Origin of the sequence: Pseudoalteromonas ostreae, assembly GCF_018069805.1 — a bacterium.
Taxonomy (GTDB): domain Bacteria; phylum Pseudomonadota; class Gammaproteobacteria; order Enterobacterales; family Alteromonadaceae; genus Pseudoalteromonas; species Pseudoalteromonas ostreae.
This window is the reverse complement of record NZ_JAGPYN010000009.1, coordinates 165,951-184,818: the sequence shown is the minus strand read 5'-3', so window position 1 is coordinate 184,818 and position 18,868 is coordinate 165,951. Positions and strand designations below refer to the sequence as shown.

General features: G+C 40.9%; 17 protein-coding genes. 7 read left to right on the top strand and 10 right to left on the bottom strand.

Annotation, left to right across the window (positions count from 1 at the left end):
- The first annotated feature begins 209 nt into the window (after positions 1–209).
- Positions 210–569: a GNAT family N-acetyltransferase gene (locus tag J7338_RS09475; RefSeq protein WP_210796842.1), complete on the top strand. Its 360-nt coding sequence runs from the start codon at positions 210–212 to the stop codon at positions 567–569.
- 789 nt (positions 570–1,358) lie between these two features.
- Here J7338_RS09475 and J7338_RS09470 read toward each other — a convergent pair.
- The 3 genes from J7338_RS09470 to J7338_RS09460 form a co-directional block, all read right to left on the bottom strand.
- Positions 1,359–1,739, bottom strand: a complete 381-nt coding sequence (locus J7338_RS09470) for a hypothetical protein (RefSeq protein WP_210796831.1) — start codon at positions 1,737–1,739, stop codon at positions 1,359–1,361.
- Positions 1,736–2,104: a hypothetical protein gene (locus tag J7338_RS09465; protein WP_210796830.1), complete on the bottom strand. Its 369-nt coding sequence runs from the start codon at positions 2,102–2,104 to the stop codon at positions 1,736–1,738. The genes J7338_RS09470 and J7338_RS09465 overlap by 4 nt, the downstream gene beginning before the upstream one ends.
- 215 nt (positions 2,105–2,319) lie before the next feature.
- Complete coding sequence (locus tag J7338_RS09460; protein WP_210796829.1) at positions 2,320–2,538, bottom strand: hypothetical protein; 219 nt, start codon at positions 2,536–2,538, stop codon at positions 2,320–2,322.
- Positions 2,539–2,749: 211 nt separating this feature from the next.
- Between J7338_RS09460 and J7338_RS09455 the strand changes: the two genes are divergently transcribed.
- The 3 genes from J7338_RS09455 (at position 2,750) to J7338_RS09445 (ending at position 4,948) form a co-directional block, all read left to right on the top strand.
- Entirely contained in the window at positions 2,750–3,613 is an 864-nt protein-coding gene (locus J7338_RS09455; RefSeq protein WP_210796828.1) for a PA4780 family RIO1-like protein kinase, read from the top strand.
- Positions 3,614–3,730: 117 nt separating this feature from the next.
- Complete coding sequence (locus J7338_RS09450) at positions 3,731–4,063, top strand: PBPRA1643 family SWIM/SEC-C metal-binding motif protein (protein WP_210796827.1); 333 nt, start codon at positions 3,731–3,733, stop codon at positions 4,061–4,063.
- Between the two features lie 300 nt (positions 4,064–4,363).
- Entirely contained in the window at positions 4,364–4,948 is a 585-nt protein-coding gene (locus J7338_RS09445) for a YqaA family protein (protein WP_210796826.1), read from the top strand.
- A 29-nt stretch (positions 4,949–4,977) separates the two neighbouring features.
- Here J7338_RS09445 and J7338_RS09440 read toward each other — a convergent pair whose 3' ends face one another.
- The 3 genes from J7338_RS09440 to J7338_RS09430 all read right to left on the bottom strand — a co-directional run bounded on the left by J7338_RS09440 (position 4,978) and on the right by J7338_RS09430 (position 8,998).
- Positions 4,978–6,954 carry a phytase gene (locus tag J7338_RS09440; RefSeq protein WP_210796825.1) on the bottom strand — a complete coding sequence of 659 codons (1,977 nt, stop codon included), beginning with the start codon at positions 6,952–6,954 and terminating at the stop codon, positions 4,978–4,980.
- 434 nt (positions 6,955–7,388) lie between these two features.
- Entirely contained in the window at positions 7,389–7,856 is a 468-nt protein-coding gene (locus tag J7338_RS09435; protein ID WP_210796824.1) for a hypothetical protein, read from the bottom strand.
- Positions 7,856–8,998 carry a PepSY-associated TM helix domain-containing protein gene (locus J7338_RS09430; RefSeq protein WP_210796823.1) on the bottom strand — a complete coding sequence of 381 codons (1,143 nt, stop codon included), beginning with the start codon at positions 8,996–8,998 and terminating at the stop codon, positions 7,856–7,858. Before J7338_RS09430 ends, J7338_RS09435 begins: the two co-directional genes overlap by 1 nt.
- A 101-nt stretch (positions 8,999–9,099) precedes the next feature.
- Between J7338_RS09430 and J7338_RS09425 the strand changes: the two genes are divergently transcribed.
- The gene (locus J7338_RS09425; RefSeq protein WP_210796822.1) at positions 9,100–11,259 is read left to right on the top strand and encodes a TonB-dependent siderophore receptor; all 2,160 of its coding nucleotides are present in this window, start codon (positions 9,100–9,102) and stop codon (positions 11,257–11,259) included.
- Between the two features lie 64 nt (positions 11,260–11,323).
- On the opposite strand, the gene J7338_RS09420 is transcribed toward J7338_RS09425, so the two are convergent.
- The 4 genes from J7338_RS09420 to J7338_RS09405 all read right to left on the bottom strand — a co-directional run bounded on the left by J7338_RS09420 (position 11,324) and on the right by J7338_RS09405 (position 14,171).
- The gene (locus tag J7338_RS09420; protein ID WP_210796821.1) at positions 11,324–12,160 is read right to left on the bottom strand and encodes a mechanosensitive ion channel family protein; all 837 of its coding nucleotides are present in this window, start codon (positions 12,158–12,160) and stop codon (positions 11,324–11,326) included.
- A 35-nt stretch (positions 12,161–12,195) separates the two neighbouring features.
- The gene (locus J7338_RS09415; protein WP_210796820.1) at positions 12,196–12,903 is read right to left on the bottom strand and encodes an LrgB family protein; all 708 of its coding nucleotides are present in this window, start codon (positions 12,901–12,903) and stop codon (positions 12,196–12,198) included.
- Positions 12,896–13,264 carry a CidA/LrgA family protein gene (locus J7338_RS09410; protein ID WP_275074489.1) on the bottom strand — a complete coding sequence of 123 codons (369 nt, stop codon included), beginning with the start codon at positions 13,262–13,264 and terminating at the stop codon, positions 12,896–12,898. The genes J7338_RS09415 and J7338_RS09410 overlap by 8 nt, the downstream gene beginning before the upstream one ends.
- A gap of 115 nt (positions 13,265–13,379) precedes the next feature.
- Positions 13,380–14,171, bottom strand: coding sequence for a crotonase/enoyl-CoA hydratase family protein (locus tag J7338_RS09405; RefSeq protein ID WP_210796818.1), 792 nt, complete (start codon positions 14,169–14,171; stop codon positions 13,380–13,382).
- Positions 14,172–14,474: 303 nt separating this feature from the next.
- Here J7338_RS09405 and J7338_RS09400 point away from each other — a divergent pair, with 303 nt between their 5' ends.
- Both J7338_RS09400 and J7338_RS09395 read left to right on the top strand, forming a co-directional pair.
- Positions 14,475–15,641, top strand: a complete 1,167-nt coding sequence (locus J7338_RS09400; RefSeq protein ID WP_210796817.1) for an efflux RND transporter periplasmic adaptor subunit — start codon at positions 14,475–14,477, stop codon at positions 15,639–15,641.
- Between the two features lie 11 nt (positions 15,642–15,652).
- Positions 15,653–18,769 (top strand): efflux RND transporter permease subunit, encoded by a 3,117-nt coding sequence (locus tag J7338_RS09395; protein WP_210796816.1) that lies wholly within the window; start codon positions 15,653–15,655, stop codon positions 18,767–18,769.
- The last annotated feature ends 99 nt before the right edge of the window (positions 18,770–18,868 follow it).

The following is an 18,868-nucleotide window of genomic DNA, read 5'->3' as shown; positions in this document are numbered from 1 at the left end:
TGTTATATACAGATAAACTAAAGTTAATATTTTATGACTCGTGCAAGAAAAAAGCTTATTGATTTAGCGTACACACCTTTATTAAAATTATCGGTGCTGTTTATTTATACAGTTCTGTGATGTATGCTCCAAACTCAATAAGAAAGGAGTGGTATAGCGTGAACATTACATATGAAGAAAACGTCCCTAACCCAATAGAATTTTGTGAAATGCGCGTGAAAGCAGGCTTGTCACCAAAGTCTCTAAAAGCAGCTGCAATTGCGTTGCCAAATAGCCTGTATGGAATCTCTGTACGAGATGGTGAGGCTTTAATTGCAATGGGGCGTGTAGTTGGTGACGGTGGGTGTAACTTTGAAGTCGTGGATATTGCAGTTGACCCCAAATATCAAGGCAAAGGACTAGGAAGGGCGGTGATGGAATATATAGATAACTATTTATCATCAGTTGCTTTGGAAGGTTCTTATGTTTCAATGATCGCAGATGAACCAGCATTTTACGAAAAATTAGGCTACAAACTTGTATCTCCTGCCTGCCAAGGGATGACAAAGAAGTTCAAACCGCACGTATAACAAACAATTCCAGCAGATTCGCAACGCTTGGCGCTCTGGGTTTGCAGTGGCTTTGGGTGTTGAAGATGCTTTGCGACGACGTAGTTTGAGGGCTTGAGAGATCCAAAGGCGCTCCACATGGACAGTGGTAGGAAAACTAAGCGAAAAGCGAGGCAAACGATGACCCCTTGGAAGTCAGCTCTGCCCATTGTAGTCTGAGCAGGGGAAAGCCTTGTACATGGCGACGGAGCTGACAGTTATATCGGGTATTAAGTCGACACATAGACCGGACAAAGTACAAGGCCAAGCTGACCGAAAATATTGAACGCTTAAGCCAGCAACTCAAACAGAAGAATTATCTAAATGTATCTACACCCCAAAATCCAATGGTAAAGAGCGACCGTTAGGACTTCCAATAGTTGATGACAAACTTGTGCAGCAAAGTGTTAGTCAGATCCTGCAAAGTATCTTCAAGAAGATGTTAGAGTCTTTTCAGATTGAGAGTATCAAGGTCAGCAAGCAAAATACAGTTGTTGATAGGTACTAGGGTTATATTTATACGAGCGAATATATAGCTGAAGAGCTGGATGCGGTAGTTCCGCACGTCTGCATCTGTGTGGGGGCGGCGGCTCAGTAAGGAGTCGTTCTACCACAATAGGTTGTAGAATTACTCTTTTTTAGAGCTTTAAAATATTTTTATTCACCATAAGTTTTTCTTGTTTTCCAATATCTAAATAGAATTATTACCCATTTATAGGCCTGCGTTGGCGTGATGTTATTGCTGTTTAATTACCACACAGTACATCCCAATTAGTGGCGCTTTTTACTGCGCGGAGCACCGAGAGCAATCGCTATTTGGCAGACACATATCGACAAAAATGCACTTATGCCCAAAGCTCCGCCAAAGTTACTAAAGTAGGGGACTAAATTATCAAAAAAAATCGAAAAAATAACACTGGCAGAAAACAGTGTGTAAATCCCAAAGCGTTTTGGTGCGCTCATGCCAATAAATGTGCCTCCAAAAAAAATGCTGCTATATAGCTCTGCGTTGAACTCGGTGGCAAGTAAAATAAGGTAAGCGAGTATCGCCAAAATAGCTGATGCTCTAATTGCATCTAGGCGGTTATGTTTAGCTAAATAAAAGGTTAAAAACGCGCCAAGTAAAGTAAGTATTACTGATGATAAACTCATGCTGCGAGCCCTTTAGCTAATATAAATAAAGCAACGCTAACGAAGGCTATGCCCCCTAACTTACCGCCAAAGCCAGTAAACACTTTAGTCGTTAGTGCGTATAAAATAGCCCCAATCAATGAAATAATCGCTAATTCCCAATAGGTATTAATCAACCCCTGTGAGCACATTCCTGCAAAACTACCTGCATAAACCGCTGCGTAAGGATGGTTTGCATATTGTTTTGGAAAAGGAATAAAACTGCCAATAAGTCCGGTTAGGCAAGATGCAATAACCGCAGGCACTGCAAATTGTGTCTGAAGGGTAAAACAAGCAACACATCCACTAAAAAAAGCGATGTATTTTAGGAGAAAAAATTTAGTCATAGAGTCGGTGATTTGTCTTAATTGCAGTATTTAATATTGAGTGAAGTTAACACTTTTATTGAATAACCAAGGGCGACTAAGCCACCAAGTTTTTTCATAAACGTGCGTTATTCATTGCGGTGCCTATATGTTATTGATTTAAGCTTTGAATAACATAGCTGAGAGAACTAAAAATGTATATTGCTGTATACTTAATAGCGTGCAAAATAATACACTTAGTTTACTTCTTCACCGGCATGTTTTGCGGCTAATTCATCAAGTTCTGCGCAAGTGTAATCAAACCCCGTGCCATCGAATTGATAATTAACTTTAACGTCAAAACCACCATTAAGCAGTTTTGTTTTTACCCGAGCGACAGGCCAATGCTTTAATTCGTTTAAAAAACGATTAGCGATTTGACCAGATTGAAAGCGATAGCGTATTTCTGAATTCATATAAAGTAAGTATAATTTAGACTGTTAACTTCGCAGTTTGTGGATTTAGCCGATTTAGTCAAGTTTTTTGTTCTTTAACATGCTTGATAAGGTCAATTGTGCGCTTATTAGCATTGGTTTTCGTCTGCTTTTGCTTTAACGTAAGGGTCTGTCAGATAAAATAGTTTGCGAGAAGATTACAAGGTATGCCTAAGTACGGTATAAGAGTGTCATGAAAACGCCAAAACAGATTTTACCGTTAATAGAAGACGGTATCGTTGATGAAGTCATCAGCCAATTAATGAGTGGAAAAGAAGCCTCGGTTTATGTGGTTCGCTGCGGCGAGCATATTCGCTGTGCGAAAGTGTACAAAGATGTACAACACCGAAGTTTTAAACAAGCAGTAAAATACCAAGAGGGGCGTAAAGTAAGGAATAGCCGCCGCGGTCGTGCGATGGAAAAAGGCTCTAAGTTTGGTCGTAAAGAACAAGAAAACGTGTGGCAAAATGCTGAAGTAGATGCGCTTTTCACGCTTTCTCGGGTTGGCGTAAAAGTACCACAACCTCATGGTTGTTACGATGGTGTACTGATCATGGATTTAGTCACCGATAATGATGGTGATGTTGCGCCGCGTTTAAATGATGTGAGTTTAACTGCTGAACAGGCAATTGAAGATCACGCTACTATGGTTCATTACATTCGCTTAATGCTATGTGCGGGTATTGTGCATGGTGATTTGTCTGAATTTAATGTGTTAGTAGATAGCTACGGTCCGGTGGTGATTGATTTACCGCAGGCAGTAAATGCGGCGGCGAATAACAATGCGCAAGAAATGTTTTTACGTGATGTACGCAATATGCGCTTGTATTACGGGCAGTACGCACCAGAAATACTCGATACGCGTTTTGGTGAAGAAATGTGGGCTTTGTATCAAGCGGGTGAATTAACAGCAGAAACTGTTCTTTACGGTGAGGTTGCAGATAACCATGCTGAGGCTGATGTTGATTCAGTGCTTGATGAAATCAAAGCTGCATTTGAGCAAATGCAAGAAAACCAAGAGCGAATGAAGGCCGCGCAAGCGCCTGACGAAGATTAGACTTACTCTGTAATTGTGAGATGTTAAAGATGCGCGCTAACAGCATTAAATTCTGTTAGACTGCGCAGCCTTTAGCTACTCGCGGTGAGTTGCTTTAAATGACAGTTAGGAATGCAGGTGTCAAAATTTTTCTATCGTGGTAAGCCCGATATTATGGGTAAAAATAATCAAGGTACTTATCAGCCTAAACCGAAAGTAAAGCCTGGTAGCGAAGAAAATCCGCTCTTTTTACAGGTGCAAAGCGTTGCACGTGAGCTTGAAATAAACGCTATTTTGATAGCTAATGATTTATTTGCAGATATTCGTGTTGATAGTACGCTTGCTGAAGATATTACTCATTTGAATGTTGTGCTCAATAAACCTGTTACTCAAGTTTTTGAAAAAACACCACAACGTAATGCTCCTTGTTCGTGTGGCAGTAATAAGAAATACAAAAAGTGCTGTGGTTAAAACCCTTGTTTAGTCGGTGAAGGGTTTGCAATATACCAGCCCAGCGATGGCCTACAAAAAGCCTGTGATTACTATCACATACCATTGAATTATCTGCCAACCGAAGGGTAAGCAATTGATTACAGTAAAACTTACAATTTTAATTGGGGTTTTTACACTATCAGTTAAGTTTATTTACCTGTTCCTGCCAATTTATATTTAAAAAATATTTATAAAACAATGCACTTATTTATTGGGTAAGGCTGGTATTGAGCTTGCAATCAATCTTAGCAATTTATTGACTAATACTAAGGTGACACGATGGCTTTTATGCAACGCCTAAAGCAAAAAACACGACAGCTAATAGATTCAAAACACATGTTGGCGAGTATTACTGCTGCGTCTTTTTTAGAGTCGACCATAGTACCTATCCCACTTGAAGCTGTGTTGGTGCCGCTAATGCAAGCGCGGCGAGAAAAGCTTTGGTTAATCGCCTTAATGGCGACTTTAGGCTGTATTATTGGAGCCCTGTTTGGTTACGCGCTTGGCTATTACTTGTTTGATGCGGTTGGCGATTGGGTGATCAATACCTTTTCAAATCCAGAGCAGTTTGAACACGTAAAACAACAAATGCAGCAGCAAGGTTTTTGGTTTGTATTAATGTTGGGGATAGTGCCAATCCCTTTTCAAATAGCTATGCTCGCAGCGGGTGCGACCAAATATTCATTAATAATGTTTTTAATTGCAACGACTATTGCCCGCTCAATTCGGTATTTTGGTCTGGCGCTGGTGGTGTATTATGCTGGTAATCAAGCAGAGCGAATTATCACAAAACATAAAACCAAAGCAATGCTTGGTTTGACTGTGTTGGTGTTAGTTATTTGGTGGTTAACAACGGTAATATAGCCGCCAAGTGACGGCTATATTTGTTTCGTTTACTTAACGTCGCCATGGATAAGTGAATGTACTTGGCGCCAATCCACCAGTTTAAAATTTTGTGGCTGCTGTGGCATACGATTGTAGCCATCTTGCACTATTAATACGCCAAGAGGGTAGCCAGGCAGCGGTTTGGCTGTAACGGTTAAGCCATCGGTTTCTGACACGCCATCAATACCGTTATTTAAGTTTGCAAGAATATTAAACTTACTGACAAACTCAAGGGTAGGGTGTTTTTCACCTTTATTTATGCGATACACGACATAACTATCGTCACCTTGGCTAGATACCACTAATAAGCGCTCGTCTTTACCATGATAAATCTCCATACCTTCTACATCATCAACTAGCATTTCATTCACGGATTGCAATAAAATAGGCGCTTGCTGTGAATCAGGCTCTGCTTGGATAAACCAAATACCAGCGTCTTCCTCACCGGCAAAAAGTTCGCCGTTTTTATCATCACTACTACAACCTTCTGGCTGGCTAGGTAGAGTAAATTCGCGCACCAGTTTGCCCGAGACTTGTTGCTGTTGGCTGGTTATTTTATATTGCTGATATAACCCTGATTTATCATTCACAAATACATAGTCACCAGATTTCGATGAATACATGCATAAGCCATAAATCTCACTCAAATTGGTAGCCACGCTACCTAAGTGGTGTACGCTGTTTTGTATGTCGACAGTGAACAAACTAATGCTATTTTCACTGCGGTTACTGGCTGCAATTAGCGTGTGAGTTGGGTTGTTGATATTACTACTTTGACGAACGTCAACATTGTTAACTCTACCTACGTCAAGGCTTTGAATTTGCTCTCCAGCTAAGTTATAGATCATCAGTCCGCGACGTTTATCGGTGCCAATGATCAAGCTTTTAGCAGCGTCGGTTGGATGCACCCAGATGGCTGGATCGTCTGCGGCATCACCAAATGCTGCAACTGGTGTCGTTTGCACTTTTGCATACACATGTGCTGTTTTTGCAGTGGTGGTGTTGGTTTTTGTCGTACTGGTGATTGGGTCTAAAATTAACTGGCTGCTGCGGTACGCGCCACTTTCATCGTCATACATAATGGCTTGAGCAGTAGTGGCGTTATTATCAATTACCACAGAACCAATACTGAGATCTCCAGAGACACGCCACTTTTGTTGTATACCTTGCTCTGGATTATATCGGTATAGGGTGTTATTGCTGCTGCTAGTAAACCAGAGGCTGCCATCAGTGCTGGTGGTTAATGCGCCAATACCGCTGGCCAGTTCACCAAAGGGAGCAACCATGGTAAGGGGTTGTTTACTCGCTGAAGATTCAGCATTGGCGTTCATTTGCCAAATGCCAAGTTCTTCTTCACTGATAAATAATTGTTGGCTTACATCATTAACCGCACAACCCGCAGCTTCATTTACACCGGCAAATTCTCGGACCGCAATGTTAGTGGTTTGTTCTGTAGCAAAGTTATAAATTAAGGTTTCGCGCATTAAGCCGCGAACATCAGCAACAAAAGCAGAAATACTCCCCGTATTGTGATTGTTAAATAGGCAGACCGCTTCAGGTTTTGCTTGCGGTGCAACAATCGGTGTGTGCTCCGTTAGTTGCCAGTTGCCGTTACTTTGAGTTAGGGTGAAAACAGCAACCAGATCACGTTCGTTATCAATACTGGTCACTAAAAAGCGATTATCGCCAATAGTACGCACTGACAGAGTTTCAAAGCTACCTGCTTTAAGTACTTCGCTATGTTGTTTATTTTGCTCTACTACAATTAAGCCTTGGCTTTCACTGGTTAGTAACCATGCATCATCAAAAAGCCAAGCAGCTTGCGAACCTTGAATATTATTTTGTTGCCAAAATGGTGCGCTGTTAAGCTTTAGTGTAGTTTGGCTTGGTTGAGTGGAATTAACACCTTGGCTGCTATAAGCGCCTAATGTTGCGGTGAGTGTTAATATGCTCAGCGCATAAGCAAGTGGTTTAAATGTTGGCACAAGTAAAGTCCTAAGTTAGCCATGTATGCGATGCAAGCTAAATAACTTTTATGACAAAACCGTGACAAAAGAAAGACTTCTGCAGTGAGAATAAAGCTACTTAGGTTTACTTTAATCTAATTTTTGTTTTACCTATATGTTTTTATTGATTTTATTTTTTATTTTTAGTTTTTAAATGGCGCATTCGGGTATAGCTTTCATGCTGAGCTGATGTGACCCTAAACATGATATAGCGGTTATTTTTCTATGATGGCGATGTGTATTTCTGTTTTATTGCGCTCAGTTGTGCTGATAGTGTGGAGGTCGCATTAGTCTGTACGCTGAGTGTGTCAACGGCCTTTTCAATATATTGGTTTTGTAGGCTAAGTGCTTGTTTAAGTTAAATAAAAGTTGGATTTAGGTGGGGTGGGAGCATGTTTTGCTCCCCATTGTTGTTAGTTAATAAACTGGCTTGGAATTTCCCAGCTTTGAACTAGCAATTCACCTTGCCACGTTTGGAGTGTGATCCATGCCTTATCTTTGCTGGTTATTAATCTTGGTGCAATAGCATGTACATGTTGACCATGACGTGTGCCATGTAAAATACCTTCATCGGCTTTTGATAACTGACTAAGTGGTAATGGAGTGGGGCCAATATTCATGTAACCTTGGCGCACATCTGCTATTTTTCCTTTATTAAACATTACCTTAAAATCTTTAACGTATTCACCATGGTGACTATAGGGGGGCGCCATATTAAGTGGCATGGGCGCAAGGGTAAACTCTCCTATTGTTTGCTCGCCCCATGAGTCAGGAAATATGAGAATCATTGATTGATATAAAAACCAAAATGGTAAAATTAAAATACTAGCATGTAGTAGATACTTATAGCGTTGCCACCAAGTACTTCTAAGTCGTGCCATTATTGTGCCTCCTGAATATAGTCAGTCGTTAGCAGCTGCGCCTTTGTTATCTTAGCTAACTTACTACGCCACATCATAAAACCTGTGATAGACATACCGCTTAATATCACGCCAAAAACGAACCAAACTAGCTTGGTCCAGATCCCGCCAATTGTGCCGTAATGCAAAGGGTCTGCAATATGAGAAATAGTTTGTAGAGCACTCATTGATTCGGGGCTTTTAGTTTGTACTAATTCGCCTGTCCAAGGGTTTATCGTCGTTGAGAACGCATAGTTATCATAGAAAATAGTGTTGTTCGAGCCACTGATACTGTACATGCCCCGGCTATGTTCGGGGAACATGATGTAATGAGGTTCAAAGTCAGTAAACTGCTGCTTAGTGAGCTGTAGAGCCTGACTTAGACTGATGGCTGGTACAGTTTTAGAGGTGGGTAAATCAGCAGCACTTACCAGCGGTGAATGCTCTTCAATATCAATCTCGTTATGCCACATAATTGCTTGAGTTAAATACCAAAACCCCGTTAAGCTCATAATGAGTAAAAACCACATAGACCAGACGCCAGCCAAGCTATGTAAATCTTTTAGTAAGGTTTTTTTACCTTGATTAAAGCGCAATTTAGGCTGAGTAAAAGCACGCCAGAAATTTTTATAAATAATCAGCCCAGTGGCTAATGCGCCAAACATGACTATTGCCATTGCAGATACAAGATAATAACCGACGCTATAACCAGATTGCCATGGAAGCAACAGCCAACCATGTAGCGCGCGCATAAAACCAATAAAGGTGATGCCTTGATTAACTGCTTGTATTTGTCCTGTGTATTGATTTACGTAGGCAATTGCTTGGGGTTTATTGTGATCTGTAAAAATAATAGCGTTTACTAAATACGGTTCATACACCAATACTGATGTGATATCTGCAGTTGGATGTAGTTGTTCTACTGCTGCTATTAATTCATCGATTGGTTTTGCAGGCAAATTGTTAGGATTACTTGCTCGAGCTGCAGGGTTGGTTAACCAGGTAAGCTCATGACTCACTACAGAGAGAGTGCCTGTAATACAAATAAAACAGAATAAAACCCATACAGGCAATGAGAACCAGCCATGTAATTGAAACCAAAATCGCTTGCTTACGTTAGCCATAGTGAAACCTATTATTAATGATATTTGTTATCATTCATATTGCATTTCAATGATTGTACTATTAAATTACCTCCAATTTCAATTTATCCTAAGGAATATTAATGCAGTTAAGTGGAATAAATACACCGTTAAGTATTTTATCTTTGACTTTTCTTTCACTGTTAAATCCCTCTAATGCTGTTGCCGAACAGCAGGCTGTGAGTGAAGATCACGATTTCGAAGTTATTACGGTAAAAAGTCAACGAGGTTTGATTTCATACATGAGTGCATCTGGTGCAAAATCAGACGTGCCAATTATTGAGACACCGTTGTCTGTTTCAGTTTTAACGCAAGAGCGAATTGAAGATTTAGGGGCATTAACCGTACAAGATGCGATAGGTTATGTGTCTGGTTTATATAACGGTCCATACGGTGTTGATACCCGTGGCGATTGGTCGGTTATTCGTGGTGTGTCGCCCGTACAATATTTAGACGGCTTAAAGTCACTGTATGGTAACTATAATAATGTTCGTACCAATCCTTATGCGTTATCGCAAATTGAAATACTAAAAGGGCCAAGCTCAGTGTTATATGGCCAAGGTTCAATTGGCGGGATTGTTAACTTAGTCAGTAAAAAACCAGATGCTGAAACATCAGGGCAGTTTTGGGGGCAAGTTGGTAACTATTCGCGCAAACAAGTTGCGGGAGATATTACCGGTGCTTTAAATGATGATGCGTCATTACAAGGGCGAGTAATTGGTTTATGGCGAGAGAGTGATACGCAAACCGATTATGTGCCAGATAACAGTATTGTGTTTTCTCCATCATTAACCTGGTATGCCACTGATGATACAAAAATAACGCTATTAACTAATTGGCAAAAGAATGAATCAGGCACGAGTACCTCGTTCTTACCTCACTCAGGCACTATTTTAGAAAACGAAAACGGCAAAATTCCATCAAACCGTTTTGTTTCTGAGCCGGGTTTTGATCGTTATGATACTGAGCAAGCGTCAATCACTGCGATTTTAGAGCAAAATATTAATGCTGATTGGCAGTTTAAACTTGCTGCGCGTTACACCGATAGTCATGCTGATTATCATACGATTTATGGTTGGCCACCTAAATTTTTAGAAGATGGGCGCAGCGTCAAGCGAGTGTCTTATCTTAGCTCCGCTGATTCGCGGGCTATTGCCAGTGATGCCCAGTTTCATGGCAATATAATAACCGGTAATATTGAGCACACAATAGTGATGGGGCTTGATTATCAAAATGCTTATACCGATAACGACTCTGTTTCTGGACTCGCTGGTACGCTAGACTTATTTAACCCGAAATATGGCCAAGTCGCTAATTTACCAACGGTAGATGATATCGTTGATTATGACTCGTCAAAGGTTTATCAAACTGGCTTATATATTCAAGACAGTATGAAAATTGCTGATAAGTGGATAGTCTCAACAGCATTACGTCGCGATAAAGCAACAACAAACCCTGAAAACGGCAAAAGTGAGTCACAGTATGCGACCACCGGTCGTTTAGGCTTGATGTATTTATTTGACTCAGGGGTTTCACCGTATGTAAGTTATAGTGAATCATTTGAACCATTGCCAGGCTATGATGCCTTTGGTAATGCGTTTGTACCAAAAACAGGTGAGCAAGTTGAAGCCGGTATCAAATATCAACCAGCAGGTACAGAGCATCTACTTACGGCCACCGTATACAATATTGTAGAGCAAAATCGCACCACCCCATTTAATGCAGAGCAAGCCACAGATAGCAAAGTAATTTCTCCAAATGGCCAAGTGCAACAGGGCGAAGTGACGGTAAAAGGACTTGAACTTGAAGCACAATTAGCTTGGCAAAGTGTCGATGTGTATGCGTCATACGCATACAGCGATGGTTACGTCAGTCAGAGCAATAAACAACGTGAAGATGGTGCAACACTTGCAGCGTTACCAAAGCAGCAAGCATCAATTTGGACGACATGGCGACCAGAAACTATGCAGGGTTTTAAAATAGGCTTAGGTGTGCGCTATGTGGGAGAGACATCTGACGGTAGTGTTTATGGTGAGCGAAATGGCTTAGTAGTTGATCCAATTAAAACTACCGATTACACACTCATTGATGCTATGATTGGTTATGATTTTGATGACTATAGTGTTAGTTTACAAGCGCAAAACTTAACGGATAAAACAGTGATCACCTCATGTTTAGCGCGTGGAGATTGCTTCTATGGTCAACGCCGAACAGTAACTGCGAATGTACGTTATAAGTTTTAATGAAGTTAAGATGTAGTATAAATAAAGGGAGCAGTTAGCTCCCTTTATTTGCAGTATTGCTAGCTTAGCTATCAATACTTTGTTGGTTAATTGTGACAATTCGTTGTGGGAATGGAATTTCAATATCCGCACCTTGAATCGCACTATATACGCCACCGTTTACGGCCAGCTTGGTTTCAATTATTTTCGTTGTCGGCACCCAGTAGCGGTAACTAATTGTTACTCCACTTTCAGCAAACCGTTCAATGCCAACTTGTGATAGCGGTTCACTTGCGACTAACTCATGGTCTTTCAATACGTTTTCTATAAGCTCTATAGCATGCTCAGCACTGGCATTATAGGCAATATCAATTTCACCTTTGACCAATGAATAATTAAATGAGTTATGTAGTATTTCGCCAACGATGTGTTTGTTAGGAATAGTAATTTCGACTTTTTCTTCGTTGATCAAAATGGTGTAACCTAGCTCAATGGTTTTTACTTGACCGCTGACATTTTTAACTTCAATCGTGTCACCAACAATAAAGGGGCGGGTGGCAATAATAGCCAAGCCTGCGCCATAATTTGATAACATCCCTTGCAATGCTAAACCTGCACCAAGAGAAGCGGCACCAATTGCAGCAACAAAAGGTGTAACACTTATGCCAATTTTACCCAGCGCAATAATAATGAACATAATGATAAACAATACTTTCACTACATTACTGACAAAATTAGTGAGAGTAATATCAATATTATTACGCGCCATTAAAGCGGCAATCATTTTAGATATTTTTTGTGCCACCCACAAACCAAAAATCAAGATCAACAATGCGCCAACTAATTGCATGCTGTACTTAACGAGGTACTCACTGATCATGGTGTAGTATTTTTCAACTTGTTGGATTTCTGTACTGATCATCTATTATCCATAAATAAAGTGGTTAAACTATTTCATCATAGCAGAGCTTGACTCAAAAAAGGATAAAGTAATGGTACGATTAAAGCGGTAAGTAATGCGCTCAATGCCATTGCCACTGAAGCAAATGCACCAATACGCGGATGCTCAACAAGTGCGGCGGCGGTGCCTATTGCATGAAATGCAGTACCAATCGCAACGCCTTGTGCCTGATGGTTATAAATGCCCACCTGACGAAGAATAAGTAGTGCGAACAAAGCACCTAATAAGCCGATAAAAATCACCATCGCAGCGGCCAGCGAAGCAATGCCTCCGAGTGAATCTGTGACTAATAGAGTAATGGGAGTAGTAACCGATAAAGCGGCAACAGATGCTGCTAATTGTGCAGGCACATTAAATGCGGCACTGAGTACGGTTGCAACCACAGTGGCATTGATTATGCCCAAACTACAGCAGCCAACAATCAGCAGGAGATTTCTTCGTATATGCACAAATTGTTGATATAGCGGTAATGCAAGCGCAACAATGGCAGGCTCCAGTAAATAGCTTAATAGCTGGCTATGGCTGGCAAATTGTGAGTAAGGCAGTGAAAAACTCACTAGTAATATGGCTATAAGTGTAATAGTGATAAAAACGGGATTAGTTAGCGCTTTTAATAAAGGATTGTTAATGGTTGTATTGAGCTTCCTTAACCCTAAAAACAGCGTGATAATTACAGGAATACTTAACCACCATAGATCAATCATGTTCAATCCTGCCTTTAAATACACTGATCACCGCTGCGATAAGCAGTAAGCTGGTCAATGGCACCAAAATGAAAACTGCACTGAGAAACTGCCATTGCAGGGCGATGATCTCAAGGTGTTCGATAAAACCAACTCCAGCAGGGATGAAAAAAAGCGGCATGACATTTAATAACGGCTTTGCACAGGGAGCTAAGTGATGCTCTTTAACTACGTTTGTTAAAAGTAACGTAAGTAGTATTAGCATCGCTAATAGGGGGGCTGGAAAGCTGCCTTGCAGCCAGTGCATGATTATTTTTGCTATCGCCAAGCAACTCAAAATCAAACAGCTGCTGAGTAAATAAGGGAAGATTTTTTTTAGCACAGGGGGTCGGGGATCCATTGATTATTTACTCACTACAGGTCGTATTATACTTCAGCATATTTGCTTGTTGAAAACTATGTGACTTATTGCTTAGCGTTGATATTAAGTGAATTTGTTACCAACGTTTACTATTTTGATACTCAATGTTGTCGGCACCTTTGGCTTTTGCAATGGCCTTTTTTGTATTGCTGTTAATAAGCAGACGAATTTGGCTAATGGTTTCTTTTGCTAAAATTTGTCTTCTTGGAGCGTTAAAACTTTGTTGGGTAACGCGTTTGATTGCCGCTAAAGTATCAGGTGAGCGAGCTAATAAGGTATTGATCATTGCTAAACAGCGTTGTTTTGGATCCGCATTTACTTCGGTTATTAACCCTAATTGCAGCGCTTTATCAGCACTAATAGGATCTGCATGACTGGCAAGCCACATGGCATCGTCACGTTTTAGTAAGCTAGGTAGTACAACATTTGCACCCATATCAGGGCATAGTCCCCAGCGCGCTTCCATAATGGCTAATTTAGCATCTGGGTGCACAATCCGATAATCAGCGCCAAGAGCTATTTGCAGGCCACCACCAAAGCAATTACCTTGGACGACTGCGAATACCGGCACACTTAGTGATTGCCAACCCAGCACAACTTGCTGCGCTAAATTACAGTTACCCGGTAACCATTTAAATAGCAACTTGGCAATATTTATGGGACTTTTCATAACGGCAGCAACATCCAGTCCAGCACAAAAATGCTCACCATCCCCTTGAATAACGACAGCGCGGATAGTCGGGTCTTTTTTAATTTTTTTAATGATACTTGTCAGCTGTTTGAACATGACAAAATTCAACGCATTTTGTTTATCTTTTCGGGATAATGTAACGAAGGCGATAGCCTGCTGTGTTTCAAAATTAATCATGTCAACTCCTCTGACCTGTTTCAGCTTAGCTTACGAGCTAATTGAATTGATGTAAAGCGTGGCTTTCGTGTTTGAAAAACAAGCTATTTTATAGGCTGTTATTGTGAACCTCAGATACAAATGATTACAAAGTGGTCTATATTTTTAATCGGGTGGCTTGTTATATGATCGACCCATAATAGCCTCCGAACGTAACTTGGCGTTTAAACACAATTTAAAATAAACATATAAAGGTAGTGCGCGCAGCTACTAAGGAGATAAACCATGCTAAAAAGGTTCACGCCTAGCATTTTAGGAACTTACATGTCATTAGCGATCAAAGGGGTTGTTGGTACAACATTAATCGCTTTTTTAGCTGGTTGCTCAGATGATAATGCTACCAAACAAGTCGCTCCGCCTCCTGCGGTTTCAGTATTTAATGTTGTTACCCAAGAGGTGGGGAATTATCGAGAGTTTGTTGCTCGCACAGAAGCTCATCAGGAAGTGAAAATTCGCGCTCGTGTTGAGGGTGAATTAATAGAGCGTCATTTTGATGAAGGCTCATTTGTTGAAAAAGGACAGCTACTACTAAGAATCGATCCAAGTGAATATCAATCTTCTGTTGCTGAAATTGAAGCAGATCTAAAAAGTAAGCTTGCTGGCGAAGATGGCGCATCTCGCGATTTAAAACGCGGTAAAGAAGTTGCTGCACAAGGGTTTATCTCACAATCTGATTTAGATAAATTAACCACTAAGTATGAGCAAGCTGCTGCGGCTGTTATCTCAGCAAGGGCAAGCCTTGAAAAAGCAAAATTAAATTTAAGTTACACCGAAATTAAAGCGCCGTTTGCAGGGCGTATTGGTAAGGTTAATTACGATGTAGGCAATATTGTTAGCCCTTCCTCAAATGAATTAGCGGAATTGACCGATGTGGATCCAATTTATGTCAATTTCCAAGTAGAAGAAGGCGATTACATTAGTTATCGTCAAAAACATCAAGACAGTGCGAATAACCCTCAAAATGTACCAATCGATTTATCCCTACGTTTGCCAAATAACTCGGACTTGGGGGTAAAAGGGCAGTTAGATTTTGCCGATACGAAAATTGATCGTAGCACTGGCACTGTCGGGCTAAGAGCGACATTTGCCAATCCACAAAACATTATAATGCCAGGCTTGTTTGTCACCTTAATTGTTGAAAGTAAAGATAAGCAATTACAAGCACTTATTCCTCAAGCTGCTGTACAAGAAAATCAACAAGGTAAATTTGTACTCGTGGTGGGTGAAGATAACAAAGTTGCAACGCGCATTGTGCAACTAGGACGGCGCATTAATGCGATGTGGGTCGTTCAATCGGGCTTACAAGAAGGTGAGCAAGTAATTGTTGAAGGTTTACAAAAAGTACGTCAAGGGGTCGAAGTTAAACCAGTTGAAAAAAAGGTCGATCACACCATCGGTACAATTTCTAGCCAACCAGACGCTGCAAACTAAAGGAAACGCACATGATAAGTAAAACGTTTATCGCGCGGCCTAAATTTGCCCTCGTTATTTCGATAGTGATTACGCTAGCGGGTTTGATTTCCATGGGTTTGCTGCCAGTTAATATGTATCCCGAGATTACTCCACCGCAAATACAGATCACCGCAGTTTACCCAGGTGCCAGTGCGCAAATAGTGGAAGAGTCAGTGGTCAGACCCATTGAAGAGCAAGTTAATGGTGTCAAAGATATGATGTATATCGAGTCCAGCTCCAGCAATAACGGCACTGCTACGATAACTGCATACTTTAAGGTGGGCACGGATACTGATATTGCTCAAGTCAATGTACAAAACCGTGTCGCCTTAGCTGAACCAGGATTACCCAGCGAAGTAACACGCCAAGGTGTATCGGTTAAGAAAAAATCCAGTTCAATGTTATTGGGTATTAACTTGTATTCTAGCCAAGCAAACATTGATGCTATTTTTTTAAGTAACTATGCAACAAATTACTTAACGGAACCGCTGGGACGAATTAAAGGCGTGGCATCGGCTGAGGTTATGGGTGAGAAAACCTATTCAATGCGATTGTGGTTACGTCCAGATAAAATGGCGGCGTTAGGGCTGACAGTAGGCGAAGTTAGAGCGGCATTACAAGAGCAGAATACCATAGTGGCAGCTGGTAAATTAGGTGCTGCACCGAGTTTACCAAGTCAGCAGTTTGAATATTCAATTCAAGCTAAAGGGCGTTTAAAAACTCCAGAAGAGTTTGGCCAAACAATTATTCGTGCTAATCAAGATGGTAACTTTGTACGTTTAACTGATATTGCCCGCATTGAACTTGGCTCAGCTGATTACAGTATTAACGCTAAGTTAAATCAGCAAGATACCGCTTTTATAGTTATTTACCAATTAACCGATGCCAATGCAACGCAAGTGGCAAGTGATGTTAAAGCCACCATGGCAGAGCTTGCTAAGCAATTACCAGATGGTGTTGAATACTCAATACCATACGATACGACAGAGTTTATCAATCGCTCAATCGAAGAAGTGATTGTTACATTATTTCAAGCTGTTGGCCTGGTTGTTTTAGTGGTGTTTTTGTTTTTACAAAATTGGCGCGCGACACTTATTCCAACTATTGCCATTCCAGTATCGTTGGTGGGGACGTTTGCTTTTATGATGGCTATGGGTTACTCAATTAACTTAATCACCTTATTTGGTTTAGTGCTAGCGATCGGTATTGTGGTAGATGATGCAATTATTGTAATTGAGAATGTTGAGCGGATCCTCAAAGAAGAAAAGCTGCCGATTAAAGAGGCGGTCACTAAAGCGATGGAGCAAGTAACCGGGCCTATTATTGCGACCACTTTGGTGTTATTAGCTGTATTTGTGCCAGTAGGCTTCATGCCAGGTATTACTGGGGAGCTTTATAAGCAGTTTTCTGTAACGATTTCGTTTGCGGTATTAATTTCATCGGTTAACGCATTAACCCTAAGTCCAGCTTTATGTGCGCTATTGTTAACAGAAAAGTCAATGAAACCGATAAAATGGCTGGCGCCAGTCGAGCAAGGCATTGTTAAATCAACTTCCATCTATTCTAAAATCATCCACTTTGTTTTAAAACGCTCGGCACGCGTGGGTATTTTTGCCTTAGTTATTTTTGTGGTGGCAGGCTGGCTGGCTAAAAGCGTTCCAACAGGATTTGTGCCAGCCGAAGATCAAGGTTTTGTGTTTGTAGATGTGCAATTACCAGATGCGGCGGCTTCTGGTCGCACTGCTGATGTGATGCATAAAATAGGTGACATTATTAAACAAGAACCTGCAGCAACTGATTTTATTGCGGTATCCGGTTTTTCTTTGATTGGCGGGGCGGGCTCAAATAATGCTTTAGGTATTGTTATTTTAAAAGACTGGGAAGAACGCACCAGTGCTGAGCTAGGCTTAAAGTCAGTGATTGGTCGTTTGATGGGGAAAATGTGGGCCATGCCTGATGCGCAGATAATGGTATTTAACCCGCCGCCAATTCCTGGTTTAGGCAATAGTGCTGGTTTTGAATTTCGCCTACAAGACAGTGAAGGCCGGGATCCGGTTGAGTTGGCGCAAGTGCTTAATGGTCTGGTATATGAAGCGAACCAACATCCAAGCTTGAGTAACGTGTACAGTACTTTTAGAGCAAATGTACCGCAGTACTTTTTAGAGATAGATCGCAATAAAGCAAAAGCTCAAGGGGTTGCATTAAGTGACATATTCTTAACGCTGCAAGCCCAGCTCGGCTCATTATATATTAACGATTTCAATCAGTTCAGCCGTACTTATAAAGTAATCATGCAAGCTGAGAGTGAGTTTCGTAAAAACCCTTCAGACTTACAGCATTATTTTGTACGCAATAATGAAGGCGACATGGTGCCATTAACGACACTTGCTAAACTTGAACCAATTCTTGGGCCAACGACCCTCAAGCACTTTAATTTATATCGTAGTGCGAGCATCAGTGGCCAAGCCGCAACGGGGTTCTCAAGTGGTGATGCAATCTCTGCTATGGAAGAGCTAGCTAAGCAGTTACCTAATGGCTATGTATTTGAATGGGCAGGTCAATCTAAACAAGAAATTGAAGCCGGTAATATGGCACCGTTGCTATTTGCCTTGGCCGTTATTTTTGTTTACTTATTTTTGGTTGCACAATATGAAAGTTGGACGATCCCTTTTTCAGTTATAGCAGCAATTCCACTGGCGATATTTGGCGCAATGTTAGCGTTATACGTACTGGGTATGGAAAACAATATTTATGCACAAGTGGGGTTAGTATTGCTTATCGGTATGTCGACCAAAACCGCAATTTTGATTGTAGAGTTTGCGATGGAAGAGCGGCTTGCCGGCAAGAGTATTTTTGATGCGGCTCTTAGTGCAGCCAAAATGAGGTTTCGTGCGGTATTAATGACTGCTCTTTCATTTGTATTAGGTGTACTACCGTTAGTATTTGCAACTGGCGCTGGGGCTGGAAGCCGTGTATCTCTGGGTGTTACTGTGCTAGCAGGCATGTTAGCAGCGACTATATTGGGTACTTTGCTGGTGCCATTATTTTATAGTTTGCTGCAATCAATGCGTGAAAAAGTAAAGGGCATAGTGACTTCACAAGTATAAAAAAAGCATTGTATAAAAAAAGTCAGGGAACTTGGCTTTTTTTTGTCAATAATTTGCTGAGGTTTGATACTATATCTCGCATTAGCATCATGAAAGGTT

Coding starts and splice junctions, on each gene's coding strand:
- J7338_RS09460 (WP_210796829.1), bottom strand. CDS start 2,538: ATGAATTCAGAAATACGCTATCGCTTTCAATCTGGTCAAATCGCTAAT.
- J7338_RS09405 (WP_210796818.1), bottom strand. CDS start 14,171: ATGATTAATTTTGAAACACAGCAGGCTATCGCCTTCGTTACATTATCC.
- J7338_RS09420 (WP_210796821.1), bottom strand. CDS start 12,160: ATGATCAGTACAGAAATCCAACAAGTTGAAAAATACTACACCATGATC.
- J7338_RS09430 (WP_210796823.1), bottom strand. CDS start 8,998: ATGGCTAACGTAAGCAAGCGATTTTGGTTTCAATTACATGGCTGGTTC.
- J7338_RS09415 (WP_210796820.1), bottom strand. CDS start 12,903: ATGATTGATCTATGGTGGTTAAGTATTCCTGTAATTATCACGCTGTTT.
- J7338_RS09425 (WP_210796822.1), top strand. CDS start 9,100: ATGCAGTTAAGTGGAATAAATACACCGTTAAGTATTTTATCTTTGACT.
- J7338_RS09465 (WP_210796830.1), bottom strand. CDS start 2,104: ATGACTAAATTTTTTCTCCTAAAATACATCGCTTTTTTTAGTGGATGT.
- J7338_RS09445 (WP_210796826.1), top strand. CDS start 4,364: ATGGCTTTTATGCAACGCCTAAAGCAAAAAACACGACAGCTAATAGAT.
- J7338_RS09470 (WP_210796831.1), bottom strand. CDS start 1,739: ATGAGTTTATCATCAGTAATACTTACTTTACTTGGCGCGTTTTTAACC.
- J7338_RS09435 (WP_210796824.1), bottom strand. CDS start 7,856: ATGGCACGACTTAGAAGTACTTGGTGGCAACGCTATAAGTATCTACTA.
- J7338_RS09395 (WP_210796816.1), top strand. CDS start 15,653: ATGATAAGTAAAACGTTTATCGCGCGGCCTAAATTTGCCCTCGTTATT.
- J7338_RS09455 (WP_210796828.1), top strand. CDS start 2,750: ATGAAAACGCCAAAACAGATTTTACCGTTAATAGAAGACGGTATCGTT.
- J7338_RS09475 (WP_210796842.1), top strand. CDS start 210: ATGCGCGTGAAAGCAGGCTTGTCACCAAAGTCTCTAAAAGCAGCTGCA.
- J7338_RS09400 (WP_210796817.1), top strand. CDS start 14,475: ATGTCATTAGCGATCAAAGGGGTTGTTGGTACAACATTAATCGCTTTT.